Origin of the sequence: Enterobacter sp. PL1, assembly GCF_945957325.1 — a bacterium.
Taxonomy (GTDB): domain Bacteria; phylum Pseudomonadota; class Gammaproteobacteria; order Enterobacterales; family Enterobacteriaceae; genus Enterobacter; species Enterobacter roggenkampii.
In genome coordinates, this window is the sequence record NZ_CAMFKT010000013.1 from 121,046 (window position 1) to 137,818 (window position 16,773).

17 protein-coding genes and 2 pseudogenes are annotated in these 16,773 nt (G+C 45.6%); 11 read left to right on the plus strand and 8 right to left on the minus strand.

Going from position 1 to position 16,773, the window contains the following annotated elements; all coding sequences use genetic code 11:
* Positions 1-195: 195 nt before the first annotated feature.
* From N6P30_RS13835 to N6P30_RS13845, 3 genes and pseudogenes are all read left to right on the plus strand, one after another.
* A pseudogene (locus tag N6P30_RS13835) lies at positions 196-393 on the plus strand (nucleotidyltransferase domain-containing protein); the annotation flags it as partial.
* Positions 394-551: 158 nt separating this feature from the next.
* Complete coding sequence (locus tag N6P30_RS13840; RefSeq protein ID WP_032664213.1) at positions 552-1,328, plus strand: isocitrate lyase/phosphoenolpyruvate mutase family protein; 777 nt, start codon at positions 552-554, stop codon at positions 1,326-1,328.
* The gene (locus tag N6P30_RS13845; RefSeq protein WP_023294376.1) at positions 1,312-2,358 is read left to right on the plus strand and encodes a bifunctional transcriptional activator/DNA repair enzyme AdaA; all 1,047 of its coding nucleotides are present in this window, start codon (positions 1,312-1,314) and stop codon (positions 2,356-2,358) included. Before N6P30_RS13840 ends, N6P30_RS13845 begins: the two co-directional genes overlap by 17 nt.
* A gap of 467 nt (positions 2,359-2,825) precedes the next feature.
* Here the strand turns inward: N6P30_RS13845 and N6P30_RS13850 are convergent, their stop codons facing one another.
* Genes N6P30_RS13850 through N6P30_RS13870 form a run of 5 tightly spaced genes read right to left on the minus strand, consistent with a single transcriptional unit; the run spans position 2,826 to position 6,526 of the window.
* Positions 2,826-5,159, minus strand: a complete 2,334-nt coding sequence (locus tag N6P30_RS13850; RefSeq protein WP_023294375.1) for a primase-helicase zinc-binding domain-containing protein — start codon at positions 5,157-5,159, stop codon at positions 2,826-2,828.
* A gap of 14 nt (positions 5,160-5,173) precedes the next feature.
* Complete coding sequence (locus N6P30_RS13855; RefSeq protein WP_023294374.1) at positions 5,174-5,494, minus strand: DUF5375 domain-containing protein; 321 nt, start codon at positions 5,492-5,494, stop codon at positions 5,174-5,176.
* Positions 5,491-5,718, minus strand: coding sequence for a hypothetical protein (locus N6P30_RS13860; protein WP_001216598.1), 228 nt, complete (start codon positions 5,716-5,718; stop codon positions 5,491-5,493). Before N6P30_RS13860 ends, N6P30_RS13855 begins: the two co-directional genes overlap by 4 nt.
* Positions 5,715-6,263 (minus strand): host cell division inhibitor Icd-like protein, encoded by a 549-nt coding sequence (locus N6P30_RS13865; RefSeq protein WP_023294373.1) that lies wholly within the window; start codon positions 6,261-6,263, stop codon positions 5,715-5,717. The genes N6P30_RS13860 and N6P30_RS13865 overlap by 4 nt, the downstream gene beginning before the upstream one ends.
* Entirely contained in the window at positions 6,260-6,526 is a 267-nt protein-coding gene (locus N6P30_RS13870) for a helix-turn-helix transcriptional regulator (RefSeq protein WP_023294372.1), read from the minus strand. The genes N6P30_RS13865 and N6P30_RS13870 overlap by 4 nt, the downstream gene beginning before the upstream one ends.
* A 538-nt stretch (positions 6,527-7,064) precedes the next feature.
* Here N6P30_RS13870 and N6P30_RS13875 point away from each other — a divergent pair.
* The 3 genes from N6P30_RS13875 to N6P30_RS13885 are packed head-to-tail and all read left to right on the plus strand — an operon-like array spanning position 7,065 to position 8,627.
* Entirely contained in the window at positions 7,065-7,802 is a 738-nt protein-coding gene (locus tag N6P30_RS13875; protein ID WP_023294371.1) for a hypothetical protein, read from the plus strand.
* Positions 7,799-8,044 carry an ogr/Delta-like zinc finger family protein gene (locus tag N6P30_RS13880; RefSeq protein WP_023294370.1) on the plus strand — a complete coding sequence of 82 codons (246 nt, stop codon included), beginning with the start codon at positions 7,799-7,801 and terminating at the stop codon, positions 8,042-8,044. Before N6P30_RS13875 ends, N6P30_RS13880 begins: the two co-directional genes overlap by 4 nt.
* A 16-nt stretch (positions 8,045-8,060) precedes the next feature.
* Positions 8,061-8,627 carry a phage polarity suppression protein gene (locus N6P30_RS13885; RefSeq protein ID WP_023294369.1) on the plus strand — a complete coding sequence of 189 codons (567 nt, stop codon included), beginning with the start codon at positions 8,061-8,063 and terminating at the stop codon, positions 8,625-8,627.
* 206 nt (positions 8,628-8,833) lie between these two features.
* Here N6P30_RS13885 and N6P30_RS13890 read toward each other — a convergent pair whose 3' ends face one another.
* Genes N6P30_RS13890 through N6P30_RS13900 form a run of 3 tightly spaced genes read right to left on the minus strand, consistent with a single transcriptional unit; the run spans position 8,834 to position 13,046 of the window.
* On the minus strand, positions 8,834-10,201 hold the full coding sequence (locus N6P30_RS13890; RefSeq protein ID WP_023294368.1) for a hypothetical protein: 1,368 nt from the start codon (positions 10,199-10,201) through the stop codon (positions 8,834-8,836).
* Positions 10,194-11,825: a VPA1262 family N-terminal domain-containing protein gene (locus N6P30_RS13895; RefSeq protein ID WP_094316794.1), complete on the minus strand. Its 1,632-nt coding sequence runs from the start codon at positions 11,823-11,825 to the stop codon at positions 10,194-10,196. Before N6P30_RS13895 ends, N6P30_RS13890 begins: the two co-directional genes overlap by 8 nt.
* 9 nt (positions 11,826-11,834) lie before the next feature.
* The gene (locus N6P30_RS13900) at positions 11,835-13,046 is read right to left on the minus strand and encodes an integrase domain-containing protein (protein WP_023294366.1); all 1,212 of its coding nucleotides are present in this window, start codon (positions 13,044-13,046) and stop codon (positions 11,835-11,837) included.
* Between the two features lie 480 nt (positions 13,047-13,526).
* On the opposite strand from N6P30_RS13900, the gene N6P30_RS13905 reads away from it, so the two are divergent.
* The 5 genes and pseudogenes from N6P30_RS13905 to N6P30_RS13925 form a co-directional block, all read left to right on the plus strand.
* Complete coding sequence (locus N6P30_RS13905; RefSeq protein WP_001067212.1) at positions 13,527-14,372, plus strand: DUF6387 family protein; 846 nt, start codon at positions 13,527-13,529, stop codon at positions 14,370-14,372.
* Between the two features lie 280 nt (positions 14,373-14,652).
* Positions 14,653-14,859 carry a helix-turn-helix transcriptional regulator gene (locus N6P30_RS13910; RefSeq protein WP_154827270.1) on the plus strand — a complete coding sequence of 69 codons (207 nt, stop codon included), beginning with the start codon at positions 14,653-14,655 and terminating at the stop codon, positions 14,857-14,859.
* Between the two features lie 20 nt (positions 14,860-14,879).
* Entirely contained in the window at positions 14,880-15,179 is a 300-nt protein-coding gene (locus N6P30_RS13915) for a hypothetical protein (RefSeq protein ID WP_001019190.1), read from the plus strand.
* Between the two features lie 295 nt (positions 15,180-15,474).
* The gene (locus tag N6P30_RS13920) at positions 15,475-16,677 is read left to right on the plus strand and encodes a tyrosine-type recombinase/integrase (protein ID WP_008322898.1); all 1,203 of its coding nucleotides are present in this window, start codon (positions 15,475-15,477) and stop codon (positions 16,675-16,677) included.
* Positions 16,610-16,773, plus strand: a pseudogene (locus N6P30_RS13925) (site-specific integrase); the annotation flags it as partial. The gene N6P30_RS13920 and the pseudogene N6P30_RS13925, both read left to right, overlap by 68 nt.

A 16,773-nucleotide genomic window follows, 5' to 3' on the forward strand; every position in this document is an offset into this window, starting at 1 on the left:
GGTTATGGGTCTGTACATGGTGGAGTTCCTTCCGGGTTGAGCGGCTATTCCGTAGCGCTGGGTAGGGGTGTTTTTTTATTCTCCATAGGGGGAGGGACGGTGTCGTTGATGTTGGTCAAAGGGAGAGGGTAGCTTCTCAAGCGAGAAGATGAATGAGCTCTGTCAGGGCTGGACGTAGTGATTGTGGTGGAATGATCGCAGATTCACTCCCTTCTCCCTGGCGGCTCGCTTGTTCATGGCGGGTTCGATCAATACTCCGATCTTGATTTTGTCGTTGTGGTAGACCCTCTCTACTATGACGAGATCATGGCTCAGCGTATTGTGTTCGCCGGAACACTGGGTCACCTGCTCCATGCTTTCACCGGGGAACATGTGGGAGAGCCTCGTCTGCTTAGCCATGCTGAAAGCCGGAGCCCGGGCCTGAAAGGTTTTGGTCAGTTCCGCCCCCCATGTTCAGACGACGTTTGCTAAAAAATGGTCGTCTGAATTTCGGTTGTGAGGTTCTTCCTGAGTGCTTAGATTCATTTTCAATCTATCGAGAGGATATGAATATGAACTTTGCAGAACGCCACTATCAGCATGAGCCTCTTCTTATCGCCAACGTCTGGGATGCCGCCAGTGCTGTCGCAGCGCAAAAAGCAGGCTACCAGGTTCTTGGAACGTCCAGTGCAGCTATAGCGTCCACACTGGGATATGACGACGGGCAGGGAGTGCCGTTTGATGAGTTGTTTTATATGGTCACCCGGATCCGGGCTGCCAGCAGCCTGCCATTGAGCGTTGACATGGAAGCAGGGTATGGTGATTCAGCCGAAGAGATAGCAGACAATCTGCGGCGCCTTGCTCAGACAGGCGTCGCAGGCGTTAACCTCGAAGACAGCCGAGTCATAAACGGGGTTCGTCAGCTTGACGATGCCTCTGATTTTTCCCGTAACCTGAGAACAGTATGCGATACGCTGAGAAGCGAAAATTACAGCCTGTTTCTGAACATCCGGACTGACACTTACCTGCTCGGGCATGAAGACGCGTTGCAGGAGACGATATTACGGGGTCAACGCTATAAAGCTGCAGGTGCTGACGGCCTTTTTGTTCCCTGCCTCACGTCAGAGAAAGACATCAGCCTCATTGCAGAGGCAACGGGATTGCCTTTGAATGTCATGTGTATGCCCGATCTTCCGTCATTCGAGAGGCTGAAACGGGCAGGGGTAAGCCGTATTTCAATGGGCAATTTTGTTCATTCAGCGATGCAGTCAACGCTGACTGATGTCATGCATGCGATCCGATCTCGTCAGACGTTTGAAGGACTTTTTGGTGATGAAAATAACCGATAAAAATCTGTGTGATATCTGGTATCAGGCATTACTTGAACGTGCTTCAGACTACACTGGTGTGTTTTTTGTTGGCGTCAAAACCACTGGCGTATTCTGCATTTCGGTATGCCGGGCGCGAAAGCCCAAGCGCGAAAATGTCGAATTTTATAAAGATGCCAAATCTGCCCTGGCGGACGGCTTTCGTCCCTGTAAAGTCTGCAGACCTGCGGAAAATGCGCACAGCGCGCCATTATTCGTTGAGCAGGCGCTTGCGCTTGTCAGGCGCGATATCAAATCCCGTGTAGCAGACGCGGAGCTTCGTCAGCATGGCATCAGCCCGGAGCGGGTAAGGCGCTGGTTCCTGCAACATCACGGCATCACTTTTCAGGCTTTCCAGCGAATGCAGCGGGTGAACGTTGCCCTGCAGGAGCTAAAAAGTGGACGAACGGCGACTGATGTTGCGCTGGACAATGGCTATGAATCGCTTAGCGGCTTTGGTTATACCTACAAGCGGCTTACTGGCGCAGCGCCGACTCAGGCAACCCAGGTGATAGTCATTCACCGGTTTACCACGACGCTTGGACCGATGTTTGTCTGCGCGACAGAGCGGGGAGTCTGTCTGCTGGAGTTTACCGATCGCCGGATGTTAGAAACAGAATTCCGCGATATTCAGCGTTTATTTAACGCCAGAATCGTCACCGGCGAAAACAGCCATACCCGGCAGACAGTAAAAGAGATCGGCGAGTATTTTGCCGGAACGCGCCGACAGTTTGATCTGGCTTTAGATGCTCCGGGCAGTGATTTTCAACAATCCGTCTGGCATGTGTTGCGTGCTGTTCCCTATGGACAGACCTCACACTATCAGGCCATTTCACTACGGCTTAATAAGCCCAATGCTGTGCGCGCCGTCGCTGCTGCTAATGGTGCAAACCGGATTGCGATTGTGATCCCCTGTCACAGGATAATTGGAAAAGATGGCGCGATGACAGGTTATGGAGGGGGGATTTCACGCAAAGAATGGCTTATTGAGCATGAGAAAAACAATGTTTAATGGCGTGATGTTGCTGTGTCGCCGGGAAATTTTACGGACTTCGCGGGACATGTTGAGGTTACAAAAAAGCCCGCAGGGCTTGCGCCATGCGGGCTTTCAGAACTTCATCAGTCGACTCTGGTGATCGCCGATGGAGAATTTTGGTGGGCTGGCGGAGTCTGAATAATTCACATAACTATCTGTTATAAAGCAATTTTAACCAATTCAACTTTCATTGGTATACCTAAGCGTATACCAATGGCGATTTGTTGCAGCGCTTCCTGTGGTTAAGTGAACCTGTTTTTGAATAGATCACATCAAGAAAAAAACTTTTTTTCAGAAAAACTGTTCACACTGTTCACTAATGTTTTTTATTTATAATATTCATTAACTTATGCGGTGAATGGTTGGTGAACAGTGAACACTTTACTGTTCACTTTTGCCGTTTTGCAGGTAAAAAAAGACCGGCGATTGCCGGTCAGGTCAGGTTATTTCGCTATGGGGTCATCGCATTTCGGTAACCAGTCGGCGTTGCTTTCTTCTCTTAGCGCCAGATTGGTCTGTATGCCCTGATTTTTACGGCGCTTCTCATAACTCAGTCCGTACTCTTTCAGCATGGCTGGCAATCCCTTACCGAACATGGTGAGGCTGAGTGTGTTTTTGTAGCCGTGGGCTTCCATATACGCCAGATAGGCATGATACAGATAGAGGCGCGGCTGACGCGGAATGATGCTGGCATTGCCGATATACATCCCCTCAGGCTCCGGCAGCGCTTCAAGGTAACCACAAAAATCAAAGGTCGGGTCGGCTTCGCGCTTGATGCTGAGTGCCTCATCGGAGTTCTGCTGTGACTGGAGCAGTGCGCGGGCGGTCATCGGGTCGCTGAACTTCTGCATAAGCTGGCGCACAATCACGGCCAGCTCACGGGCGATTTTGTTCTTAAGCTGCGGGTCACGTTCTTCCGGGGCAATCTGTTCCGGGAAATGCAGGATCACCCGGCGACGGGAAACACCGCCGCTACGGTCGGTAAATCGCATCGGGTTATTGTTCACGGCCAGAATCACCGCCGGAATATGGGTGGAGTACGCATCCTTGTATTTCGGGTCTACCGAGACCGCATCACCGCCGGTGATGGCCTTAAGTCCTGCCCCGTCACCGCTCCATTTCTCCTGGTCAGGCAGGCGTATAAGTGAGAAGCCAATCAGTGCGGCACGTTCACGCGGTGATTCCAGCGTTTCAATAGTGGCCGACGTGGCGTTATCTTCCCCGGCAAGCATGGTCGCAATTTCGGCCAGAATACTTTTCCCGCTGCCACCCGGCCCGGTCACTTCGAGAAAGAGCTGCCAGTCGTAGCGGTTCGCCAGCACCATAAACAGCGCGGCCAGTATCACGTCGCGTTTTTCCGGTCTGCCACCGGCGGCGCGGTCGAGCCAGCGCCAGAAATCCGGGGCGTGGGTTTCCAGCGTTTCGCCCTCCACCGGCGGGGTAAAATCCACATCACAGAGCGTGCGCAGCCAGTGTGATTTATGATGCGGGTTGAATGTGCCGGTGGCGGTATCGAGTACGCCGTTGCGAAAGCCAATCAGACGGCGCGCAGGGGAGTCCTGCTGCGGAATAATCAGTTTCAGGGTCTCCACCACTGAGGCAATTTTCCCTGACGAGAAAGGCGCGCGCAGATGCTGGAACAACCCGGCCACGTCGCGGGCAAAATCCGACGGCGGAATGATTTTCCATATACCGGCCTCATAGCGGGACAGGAGCTGGCCGTTCGCATCCACGGCCAGCGCTTCGCCGTAATGTTCATGTACCCGCATTGCCTTTTCACTGGTGCTCATGGCGGTAAATTCCGCTTCGCTCATGGTAGTGAAAGGACTGTCAGCCGGTAGTCGGATGGCGTCATAAATCGCTTTCCGCGTGGCCTCCTCACCTTTCTGAATAAACGCATCATTCCAGTCACCGAACACCGGCGGCAGCGCAGCAATGCCCTCGCAGGCTTCTGCGGCCGCAGCGGCTTTTGTCTGGCCGTCGCCGTTGAGGTCACGGTCGGCGGCCAGCACAATCTGACAGGCCGGGTATTTCTGACGGGCAAGGCTCGCCAGAGAAAGGAGATTCACGGACGACAGCGCCACCATGACGGTTTCGCCGGTCAGGTGATGCACGGTGAGCGCGGTCGCATAACCCTCCGCTATCCACAGACGTTTTCCGGCCTGTTTCTGCCCCTCGATGATATGGCATGTACCTTTTACCGCTCCGCCTTTCAGGGTGCGTTTGAGACCGTCAGAATGGATAAGCTGAAGATTAACCAGTCCGCCGGTATCGTCATATAGCGGCACCACCACATCACCGGCGCGGAACGTCACGCCGCCGGTTTTGTGAATAGCCGTCAGCGCCAGACATTCCCGACTGGGGAAGCCCTTACGGGTCAGGTAGGTGTTGCCGGTGGCCGGTCGGGTTTTCTCCAGCAGTTTCGCGGCCAGCTCGGCCGCCGCTTTGCGGTCGACATCGGTTTCAGCTTCTGTGGCCGCAATCACCTCCGGGGCGACCGGCGACAGATTGCCGGTGACGGCATTCACCTTTTGGGCGGCCTCTGAGGCAGATACATCGAATACCTTCTCAATCAGTTTCAGTCCGTCACCCGCACCGCACTGGTTACAGAACCACGTGCCGCGCCCCTCTTTATCGTCAAAGCGGAAGCGGTCAGAGCCGCCGCATACCGGGCAGGCCTGATGGCGGTTTTTAATCACCTTCACACCCAGCGCCGGGAGAATGCGTGGCCAGTGGCCGCACGCCTGTTTTAGGGTTTCCGTTACGTTCATTTTCATTGTTATTTTCTCCCTCAGTGCAGTACAGGCGGTGTGGTGTGACGGGCGCAAAGTTCATCCATCACCGCGAGCCCGAGAAAGGACAGTGACGGCGCGGTATTCAGTGGTCCGGCTTCCATTAAATCTTCCAGCAGTGCACAGGCAATCTGACGGCCTTTTTCCTCGCCATGCTGGCGCAGGTAGAAACCCTCCAGCTCGGCGGCAATGGCGCTTTCCAGCGTGTCAAGGGTGAGATACGGGTAGCGGTGCTGACGTTCGCACAGGGTCAGCCATGCACAGGCCACTGCGCGACGATACAGCGCGGCGCGTAATACGGGCGGTAATGGCTTTTTCATACGTTGCCCTCCCCGGTCAGCCAGTGCTGATTGCAGCGTTCGACCACGCCGTCGAGCTGGGCGGTCATAAGGTAAATCACGGAGGTGAGCTGTAACTGTTGCGCCGGGTCACGGCGAACGGTGGCGCAGTCCTGCACCTGCATCAGGTCGCCGACGAGCTGGCCGACGTTGCGCATATGCTCCAGACATTCGAGGTCACGGGCGGTAATGGTGGTGTGTCTCATGCGCGTACCTCCGCAACCGGCAGACGACCAGCGAACGAGAGGACGTAATCGCGAACGAGGGAAAGACGTGCGGCGTGTTCATCACCGGCAACGGTACGAAGCATACAGATACGGGGTTTACGGTCTGCACGACGAACGGCGGCAAACACAAAGACAAACTGCGGATATGACGGGGTGAGGGTCGTAGCCATAAGGGCAACCTCCATAGTTAGCTGATTACAGCTACCACCGAAGTTCTCACGCGATGGTGGTAGCCCAGACGGGGGTGAGAAACCGGCAACTATGGAAACCGGCCAGCCCGAAAGCTGCCCCGCCTGAGCCACCATTATTTTGACGGCGCAACAGACAAAGAACCGTTGCCCGATAAATGGGTGTGCAAAAGCATAGACACAAAAAAAGACGCATGGCGCGTCCGGTGTCGCCACAGTTAAACTCGGGTTCTCACGCCCGGCTGCCGATTTTGCGACAGCGGGAAAACTATACCTGGAAATGCCGAAAAGAAGCAAGCCAGAAAAAGGGGCTGTTTGCTGAACGGTCATCATCATGCGTCATAGCTCCGGTTGCGTTCGGCAATGCGATCCGCCATCCATGCGGTGATTTCTGACTGCGCCCACGCCACGTTTTTTCCGCCGAGGCTGATTTGTTTCGGGAAGGCCTCCCGACTGATGAGGTCATAAACAGTCGAACGAGACAGGCCGCATAAATGCATCACTTCGGGCAGACGAATAAAACGCTCATGAACGGCGTCAGAGACCGGCATCAGCGGCGCGGCAGGGGCAGAAGACGGGGAAGAAAAAGCAGTGTGCATCGGGCTACCTCACAAAGTCCATACAGTGCCGGTCGTGTCCGTCCGGCTTCGGGTAGCTCCTTATTATGGTTATATTTTCCCTCAGGTCATGTGAGATTTTCGGGGAAACAAACATTGACTTTTCGCTATGGCAAACAAAGGCAAACGCTGGCAAACAGATGCAAATCACTGCATTACATTGCAGCAATTTCGATTCCTTTTAGTTATATATTTATCAATATCAATCGAAATAAAGTCTAAGCTATGACATCAGCAATAAAATCGGAGGGTGAACAGTAGTGAATAGTCAGTGAACACTTATACCTTCAACTGTTCACCCTTTATCTCACTGTATTACTTATCTTTTTCTTTTCAGTGAACAGTAGTGAATAGTTATTATTAAAAAAACAAACAGTGAGTAAGGTTTTCCAAAGACCTTTCTCTGGCCAGCCGGTTTTTAAGGTCTGTTTGTGCCATTTTTGCCACAACGGCAATGAATCGTGTTGTTGTGTCTGGCGCGGCAGAATCTCCTCAGATTGAAACAAAGAGGAGACCCGACATGACGCAGACCGCTATTATTCCCGACTACCTTAAACCCTCGATAGAACGCCTCGAAACGGCCAGAGAAGCGCATCTCACCAATGCCCGACGTATGGACGAAACCACGACGGCAATCCGCCAGGTGCAAACCCAAAAAAATGAGCTGGAGCAGGAAAACGGCACTGATTCCGGCGCATGGCGTACCGCCTTTCGTGCCGGAGGTGCTGTCATTACCGATGAGCTGAAACAACGCCATATAGAGCGCGTGACACGGCGTGAACTGGCGCAGGAATGTGACAACATGGCTGAGGTGCTTTCTTTCGAGCTGGATAGCCTCCGGGGAGCCTGTGACCGCACGGCCAGAGCATACCGTCAGGCACATCACGGTGCCCTCAGTCAGTATGCAGAGCATGAACTCGATGTTGCCCTGCGTGAAAGCTGCAGTGCCCTCGTCAGAGCAATGAAACTCAGCATTCTGGTTAAAGAAAATCCGCTTGCCAACACCATCGGTCATCAGGGCTATGTCGAGCCAGAGCATGCCGTTATGCAGCAGGTGAAAACGTGGCTTGAGCAGGCGGTGAGGGGCTGCAATATCCGTCTGACTGATGAACCCGTGCTGTTTAAAACAGGTCTGTCGGCCTCCACCCTGCCGCATATGGAGCATGACGTTGCGACCACGCCCGGCCAGCGCAAAGTCTGGCAGGAAAAAATGCGGGAACGTGAGGCCGACCTGAAAGCACGGGGATTACTGTCATGATGCGCTGTCCATTCTGCCGCACGGCGGCCCACGTTCGCACCAGCCGCTATATGTCGGAGAGCGTCAAAGAAAGTTACCTGCAGTGCCAGAATGTGCACTGCTCGGCGACATTCAAAACGCATGAGTCCATCTTTGAGGTGATCCGTTCCCCGGTCGTCGATGAGAAACCCGCACCGGTGCCGACAGCACCCGTAGCTCCACGTCAGGTGAAAGGCTGTTACAGCTCACCGTTCCGCCATTAATCAGGAGAGACAACCCGTGACCACCCTGACCTTACAGCAGGCGTTTGAGGCCTGTCAGACGAACAAAACCGCATGGTTGAACCGTAGAGCCGAACTGGCCGCTGCCGAGCAGGAATATCAGGCATTATTGCTGGATGACAACGCATCAGGCTCCCGCAGATTACAGTCGCTGCGCGACCGCATTGACGTAAAAAAATGGGAGGTTAATCAGGCCGCCGGTCGCTATATTTCCTCGCATGAGGAGGTGCAGCGCATCAGCATCCGTAACCGGCTGTACGATTTTATGCAGCAGAACGGCGCAGAGCTGGCCGCCGCGCTGGCACCCGAGCTGATGGGAATTAAGAACCAGCCCACGATGATAAAAAACCGTGCGCTTGACCGTTCAGTAGCATACCTGCGAGAAGCTCTTTCCGTCTGGCTGGCCGCAGGAAATGAAATTAATTATTCCGCACAGGACAATGACATTTTAACGGCCATCGGATACAGGCCTGACGCACCTTCGCGGGATGATAATCGTGAAAAATTCACCCCTGCACAGAGCATGATTTACACCCGTCGACGCGCCGAACTGGCCGCGCAGTAGCCTGTCAAACAATCCCTGTAAATCCCGTCATTTTTCCCGAATTAAGCCATGCATCCAAAGGGTGCATGGTTTTGCATGCGTTTTCCCGCCCCTGTACTCCCGACCAGCGCCAGTCGCGGCGCGACCTGAGGCCGCCTTTGCACCTGCATTAAAAGCGGCCCCTTAAGCGGGCAGGCGTGGTGGGGAGAGCATTGCGCGCCAAAGTATTAAACTCCAAAAAGCATCTGGTTATATTTTGAAATATCCAGGTCAAATCGTAAAAAAAGATTTACTTTTGAGTCGTTCTTTTCTTTTGCTAATTTTGCATGCAAAGGTAATTGTAGAGTAGACGCACATCTGTAATAGTAGCTAACTTGCTGTGATTGTGAATCATGCCATATATTATCAATGGATGATAGTTTTTCCCATATATCATCAATAAATTGTTCTCTCTCTATTTCAGTAGTGTTGTTTAGAAAGTATTGTATTACAGGATAGTCTAATTCTGATAATGAAATGGAAAATAATAAATCATTTGTATTTAGTCCAAAATTCCATTTACTCCATTTAATAAATGCCTTATCCCAGCAATATGCTTGTAAAGCCGAAGTGGAACTTTTCTTGAATATTGTTAAGCATTGCGCTACTAATTCTCTGGAGTTAGTGTAAGAGCGGTCTAGGTCATTGTTATGTAGTTTAATTGAGTCAAGGTATAACTCCAGTGCCTCTGGAGAATTTATGAGGGCTAAAGCCTCCCCTAAATATGGTTGTATGTCGGGGAATCTACACGGATATGTATTTATATATTTCATCCAATAGCCAAACTCTCCTTTTTTGTAAAGAGTTTCAAACAACTTAACCAAATGATGGTTGTTAATTTCAATGTTTTTCTTATTTGTTTTTGTATTGTTGAAAATGTAGAATGTCAAAATTTTTGAAACATGCGTTGCATTAGATAAATTTACTAGGTTGATTCTTTTTTCCATGCTAATGCAAGATGAAAGGCAGTATGTTTTGATGATGTTTATTGAACTAGATAAAACATCGTTAAGCATCTCGCAATTATATTCGGATAAAACATATAATGAAATCCTGACATCGTTAGGTATTATGTCTGGTAGCAGATCATTGTAATAACTTAATTGTCGATCAATAACTTCAACCTCATGAGGGGAATCAAGTGTAGATATATCTAAGTCTTTTATTTTGAAACGTTCGGAATAGTGTTCACTAAATTCACTGGGTATATAGTAATTAATTATACAAGTGCGGGCTTGATTTAAAAAATAAGCATTAGGTGATGTTTTATCAATGATCTTGGATATAATGAACTCAGGGTTCATGAGATAGCTGATAAAAATAAAAATTGGTGACCAGTTTTCGTATTCTTCAAATATTTCTTTTAACTCATGAATTACATGCTGATTGTGGTTATTAGAGTGGTGATTATTTTTCGAAAAGTCGAGTAAACAATAAGTTTCTGAATTTTCGACTATTGTTTTATAATCGCGATAGCCATTATCATGACTCATGCGATCAATCATAGTAAGAGTATTTTTAACTGAACTACGAAATTGCTCCCAATTATTAAACATTGCTGTTGCTCCATACTAAACAATCATTTCCTGATAAAGATTCCCATAACTCTGAGAAAGCATTAGCGATCAATTGTGCATCCTGTACTTTTTGTAATATATGGTGACTCGTGCCAAATGAGTTGACTGATGTACCTAAAGACCAAGCTAAAGTATTCGAATGATAATCAGTTGATGGGAAGATAATAAATCTATCATGAAAGCTCCATCCATTATTTCCTGTTTTACATCTAAACTCTAAATTTAAAGTCTTAATTGTCTCTAAAGGTAAGGCATTAAAGCTTTTGTTATATTCTTTTATGGTCTGAAGTGTCTTTGATTCATAAATCTCTCGTGACGATATTTCATTCGAATCCGGTGGTAACTCTAATGAGCTAATTGCTTTCATAATGGAGTTTGAGTATTTGTTCATTAATAATGTGTCGAATATATCTTGAAAGCTTAAATAAGGATCCCATAACCAGACTGCACGTTGCCCATATTTATTGATTAAATAAACTAAATCCTCAAGAGCTTCGCTTTTTGATTGGGTTTTATTAATTCCTTTGGAATTGTATTGAACAAAATTACGGCTTTTCTTTAACTCGGCGCTGCTATTTTCATAAATCCTTTTTTCCGTCCAGTTAATAATGGGTTTTTCGTGCCGAGGTTTATTTGTATTATTGTCTGGCTTTAATACACTAATTACTTTAGATGTCCCATTGTTCGTTAAAACTCTTTCTTTAAATGTGGAAACTGTAGTTGTAATTCTTGCATTAGGAGATATGAAGGCTGATGGTCTGGTTCTCGCTAGTATAAAGTTATTTTCAGGATCCCAGATAGTACCAATATGAGCACGTTTATTTGCTATTGGTAATGAAAGATTAGATTCATCACTTTTTAGAATTTTAGTATAGTAACCTTCGCAGACGTTATCATTTTCACTTAAGTGACAATTTATTATCAGATCCCTTTTGTGAGCATATTCATGCCAAGCTATACTACAATTTAATGAGTATGTTTCATTTTGTTTTTCTAGCCCAAAACGAGCCATTAAAACAGTGCTAGGTATTTGCAGTAAAAAATTCCCTATTCTATCTGAAACACTTGAAATGGATATAGGTAGAACTTCATTTATCCTATCAGATAGTCTTTGTAATGCTTGAGGAGACGATAACAATTCTTGATGGTTTTCTTTGTCGAAGTCAAACCATTCAAAAACATAACTTCCATTATGAAAGTTATTTTTTAATATATTATTAATTGGTACTGACTCATATGAATTAGGAGAGACAAAATACTTATCTATTTTTTTTAGATTAGTAATGTCGCTTTGATTTTTATCCCACACTCCATCTTGAGTTAAAATTTCTAATTTGCGAAAGAGTTCATTAATTTCAATATGATATCTTTTAATACCAAATCGCCAGTTCTTGAGTTGGTTGATAGAAATCAGTTTATTTGTTAAAAAAGATTCTCCAGTGGCGACCGGTTTGTTAATATTTTCAGCAACCATTAGCGTTAAAATATTGTTGATTTTATTATCAGGTGATAATGAGAAAACTTCGGTAACCTCAATTATATTATTGAAGCCAAGCATTCCATCCTTTAATGCTAATTCGATGTCATTGATTATATTTTGCATGATTAATGATTACCGTAATTGTTTAGTGATACTATTCTCATGAATGCTTTCTCCCCACCAATCCATTAACTCTGTTCTTTTGAGTAAGTAAGTTGAACGATTGTAAGCACGTCTTACTTCGTTTTTATCGCAATGAGCTAAAGCTGCTTCGATAACATCCGCATTGAAACCGGCTTCATTCATAGCTGTACTTGCAATAGAGCGTAGGCCATGTGCAACAAGTTTCCCTCCATATCCAATTCGTTTCAACGCAGCGTTTGCGGTTTGGCTATTCATTGGTTGTTTAGGGTCATTTCTACTTGGGAAAATGTGTTCACGATGGGCACTGATTGGCTTCATCACTTCCAAAATTTCTAATGCTTGAGGAGATAAAGGTACGATGTGCTCTCTTTTGGCCTTCATCCTTTTGGCCGGAATAGTCCAGAGCTTTGCATCGAGATCGATCTCTGCCCAACGAGCACCGGAAGCCTCAGAAGGGCGCACGAGCGTCAGGAGTTGCCATTCAATGAGACAGCGAGTCGGAACAGACAGATTTGACATGACTAAAGAACGCATCAGCTTCGGCAATTCTTCTGGCCGCAGCGTCGGCATGTTTTGTTTTTTGGGCTTCTCAAAGGCCATTCCAATACCTGATGCTGGATTGGCATCAATCAGACCAGTGTTTACGGCATAAATCATTATCTCGTTAATACGCTGCACCAGTCGACGTACAGTCTCAAGCGCTCCACGACCTTTGATTGGCTCCAATGCTTCAACCAATATTCGGGCTTTAATTTGCTGAACGGGGATCTCACCGATGGCAGGGAATACATCTTTCTCCAATGAGCGCCAGATGTCTTTTGCGTAATCAGGGGTAACGCTTTTACTTTTGAGCTGGAACCAGTTAGCGGCGACCGTTGAGAAAATACTGTCCAGAGCGATTTGCTGTTGTTCCTCTGCAACTTCGGCCTGAACTTGTGGGTCAATTCCGTTGGCTAACAAGGCAAGGTAATCCGCTCTTAACCCTCGGGCGTCAGCAAGTGAAAGGGCGGGGAAAGCACCAAGCCCCATCATTGTCCGCTGTTTTGTCGCTGGACGTTGATAACGGAAACGCCAGAGCTTTTTCCCGCTGGTTTTCACTATCAGGAAAAGGCCATCGCCATCATGCAGAGTTAGATCCTTCTCTAACGCTTTAGCGCGAAGAACTTCGGTGTTGGTAAGGGGGCGTGTTGTCCGTGCCACTGTGGCCGCTCCTTCATGAATTGGTATACGCTTTTAGGTATACATCCTACCGTATACCTAAACGTATACCAATAATCACCGGATTTAGCCGGATGTCCTCGGACAATGACAGACACAAAAAAGCCCGCAGGGCTTGTGCCGTGCGGGCTTTCTGTACTTCACCGGACGTATCCGGATCATTATTTGGTGGGCTGGCGTCCCTGTAATTAGCCATTCATTCCATTGATTTTTAATGTTATTTATACTTTGAATTTTATGTGTGGTTCTAAAAAGGAACCATAAATCGTAATGGTATGGGTTATCACGATTAGCGGATTGGAGAATTGTATCAAAAGGAAACAAATTCTTCAGTTCAACTCCCTGCTAGTAGCTGAACTGCGCAAGCAGGATCTGCTTTTCACCGATTAGTGAATGCGGTAGTTTTTCAGCGAAACTGAATTCTATCCGTAGGGCAGTACCAGCATAGGTGGAGAATGGATTTTGAACAACTGGTCACCAGAGCACACAAAAGACATCAAGAGTTGGTTTAAGATTGATACATATCGCAAATTTGAAGACCTCTCATTGCTCCAGTTTTACCATGAGATATGGGCTCGTAACTTGTTCTTTAAGGAGTATCGGGAAGAGTTTGAGAGCAGAACTCTTATGGGTTACTTCTCAAAAATTTTCAGTGGCAATCCTTTTTTAATTGAAGAAGGGCAACTGGGATACATGACTCCTGCCAATAAACTTTTTCAGCCTCCCCATTTTTTTCTAACAACTCTTGATCGCCTTGCTGAAACGAGCATCATTGCTATGCAACGCGGAGGTTTTGTTTGGGATGGTGATGACAATTATTCAATAAACAGAGATCTTCGGGAAGAATCACTTTCAGATATTATGCCAGATCAGTTTTCACGAACAGTCATGTTCGAGATTGATTTGGCAAGTGGCACAGACGAAGAGATTGCAGAGTCGCTTAAAGCTGCATTACCGCAGTGGCGTAAAATCAAAGGTATCGAACCAGATCCTTTAGAATCAGTTCGCTTTGGGTATGGAACTATCAAGAAACTCATCAGTTATCGTGTGATACCTATGCTGGATATCCTGGTGTGGGCAGCCGTTAAAAAAATCCGTGTCTCTGACGACAGGTTATCCAGACTGCTATATACAGACGATGACGAAGAAAGCGAAATGAGGCAGTCTAGCCAAATCAAAGATACCGACAGGCCTTTGGCTCTTAAATCCTGCACAACTGACTTTATCCGACAATTCCATTACTTCATGAACAAAAATAGCCATTTGAAGCAAATGAAAGTCTCTGATGTAATGAAACTATCTGATTAGAATTACATTTATAACTATTTGTTTTAATTGTTAAAATTAACTAAAGGCATCATTGTGAATGGTGCTTTTTTTTGCGATTTTTACTTTAAACCGGGCATTTTGACACTTGCTATAAAACGGGGGAATTTCAGCTACTCTCAAGTTCCCCTTTTCTGTACGGCACCAACTTCGAGAAAACCATCCTGCATAGCTACGAAGAACCTCCGCTTCAGGAGCTTCGCTCTTTTCTTTTCCCAACTGTTCGTATAGTGACTTCACCGCAACGACAAGGGATAACGAAATGAAAAATCAAGCAACCCGCGTAATACGATTACCAGAAGTTCTCGAACGAACTGGCTACGGAAAAGCCTGGATATATCGTCTGATCAACGATGGTAAGTTTCCTGCTCCTGTCAAAATTGGAAGTCGTGCAGTAGCTTTCGTTGAAAGTGAGATTGATACCTGGATTCAGTCTGTTATCGAAACAAGTCGAAATAATGTTGCTTAATTGAACTTAGGAGTGATTTTATGAATATCGAAGAATTTGTAAGCGAAGAAAACCATATGTGCAATTTATGCGGAGATCTTTTTTACAAGATCTTTGACCAAGAAGTGATTTATGACTTACCTAATAACGAGTTTAATAAAGAAATCATTTACTGGCTCAGTCAGTACCTTGTAGGAAATCTGAGAGAACCTTTAGACTCGATCTCTGAGCTTAATGCTTGCAAACAGATATATGTTTACGAGACCTGGTTATCTCTAATTAAATGTCCTGATGAATTGAAACTCCTAGCGAAGCGGATAATTTTATATCTAATGGATTAAGAGCTTTTTATGAAAATGTAAAGTTTGGCTGCATAATTTATCTTAAAACTTTACAGAATAACTTACATTATTTTGGTTGCCGTTTATTAGCAAGGCAGTGAGATAGTTTTCGAAGTATTAGGTGTACATAATAATAACTAGATCTACCAGATGATAATTTGACAAGAATAATCGTCTATCTCACTGTTTTAATTTAAATAAATATCTTAATCGATCCAAATAAATTTGTAAATCTACGAAATGCTTATTATTAATATATTGGAATTATACTTTTTGTAAAGTTTAGGAGGAAAATATGTGCAGTATTTGTGTGGATTCTTTTATGTTCGAAAATGGTGAGAGATATTGTCATGTTGTAAATAAAGATACTGGTGAGCCATTGTATTATCCAAACTTGTATATAACAACACAAGTCAGGAATCGGTCAGAGTCTATATCAACAATGAAGGTTATCGCTGGGAGCATTTCATTGTTATATCGATTCTTTATGAGAAAAAATATCAATATTGATGAAAGAATTCAGAAAAGGATATTTCTGGCTCCTCATGAAATTGAAGATTTGATCGAATTCACTTCATTCAATTTTCGAGATGGCGAGAATGATAATTTTAGAAGTTCAAATGTCAAAAAACCAACTAAGTACTTTCGGATAACAACCATAGCTAACTATCTGGAATGGCTGTGCAAAATACATCTTTCTCATACAGGACAGAAGGATACTCTCAAATATATTTTAGATTTCATAAACAACATAAAACGAAAGAAACCGAGAAATAATGATAAATATAATATGGATATAGAAAAAAGTTTAAATAATGAACAATTGGATTCTTTGTTTAGCATTCTTGCACCGGGTAGCAAATTAAATCCTTTTTCAGAAAAAGTGCAAAAAAGAAACAATCTAATATTCCTGCTATTACACTGCTTTGGCCTGAGAGCAGGTGAACTTTTGAATCTGCGAATTGGTGATATAGATTTTGCAGAATCGACAATTGCAATAAGAAGAAGAGCAAATGATAAAACAGATCCGCGAGTGTATCAGCCTTTAGTTAAAACTTGTGAGAGGAAATTAATTGCTGATAAAAAGCTCATGTTTGAAATTTCAGATTATATTCTGAATGATCGAAGAAACATAAAAAATTCTAACAAACATGATTTCCTGTTTATTACTTATAAGGAAGGAAAAACTCAAGGGCAACCTATTTCATTTTCTTCATATCACAAAGTGGTGAGTGTTGTTCGTCAATCCTCCTCACTTCTAGGGGGATTGACAGGTCACAAACTCAGACATACATGGAATTATGAGTTTTCGAAAGCAATAGACAAGAATCAGGACATATCCGATGAAAAAGAGCAACAAATCCGTTCTTATCTCATGGGATGGCGACCGGGTTCAGAAACTTCAATGATTTATAATCGCAGGCATATTTATGAGCTATCGAAAAAAACTGCACTTGAACAACAAGAGCAACTATTCAAAGGAGAATTTGATGAATAATTTAATTAAAAATAAATCTGATAAAATGTCTTTGCATGAACATAAAATCGTCAGTTCGATTGAAAATAACGGAATCAATCTTACAAACTTAATATA

Coding starts and splice junctions, on each gene's coding strand:
- N6P30_RS13910 (WP_154827270.1), top strand. CDS start 14,653: ATGAAAAATCAAGCAACCCGCGTAATACGATTACCAGAAGTTCTCGAA.
- N6P30_RS13890 (WP_023294368.1), bottom strand. CDS start 10,201: ATGTTTAATAATTGGGAGCAATTTCGTAGTTCAGTTAAAAATACTCTT.
- N6P30_RS13870 (WP_023294372.1), bottom strand. CDS start 6,526: ATGCACACTGCTTTTTCTTCCCCGTCTTCTGCCCCTGCCGCGCCGCTG.
- N6P30_RS13880 (WP_023294370.1), top strand. CDS start 7,799: ATGATGCGCTGTCCATTCTGCCGCACGGCGGCCCACGTTCGCACCAGC.
- N6P30_RS13920 (WP_008322898.1), top strand. CDS start 15,475: ATGTGCAGTATTTGTGTGGATTCTTTTATGTTCGAAAATGGTGAGAGA.
- N6P30_RS13865 (WP_023294373.1), bottom strand. CDS start 6,263: ATGATGATGACCGTTCAGCAAACAGCCCCTTTTTCTGGCTTGCTTCTT.
- N6P30_RS13895 (WP_094316794.1), bottom strand. CDS start 11,825: ATGCAAAATATAATCAATGACATCGAATTAGCATTAAAGGATGGAATG.
- N6P30_RS13855 (WP_023294374.1), bottom strand. CDS start 5,494: ATGAAAAAGCCATTACCGCCCGTATTACGCGCCGCGCTGTATCGTCGC.
- N6P30_RS13860 (WP_001216598.1), bottom strand. CDS start 5,718: ATGAGACACACCACCATTACCGCCCGTGACCTCGAATGTCTGGAGCAT.
- N6P30_RS13915 (WP_001019190.1), top strand. CDS start 14,880: ATGAATATCGAAGAATTTGTAAGCGAAGAAAACCATATGTGCAATTTA.
- N6P30_RS13875 (WP_023294371.1), top strand. CDS start 7,065: ATGACGCAGACCGCTATTATTCCCGACTACCTTAAACCCTCGATAGAA.
- N6P30_RS13850 (WP_023294375.1), bottom strand. CDS start 5,159: ATGAAAATGAACGTAACGGAAACCCTAAAACAGGCGTGCGGCCACTGG.
- N6P30_RS13845 (WP_023294376.1), top strand. CDS start 1,312: ATGAAAATAACCGATAAAAATCTGTGTGATATCTGGTATCAGGCATTA.
- N6P30_RS13840 (WP_032664213.1), top strand. CDS start 552: ATGAACTTTGCAGAACGCCACTATCAGCATGAGCCTCTTCTTATCGCC.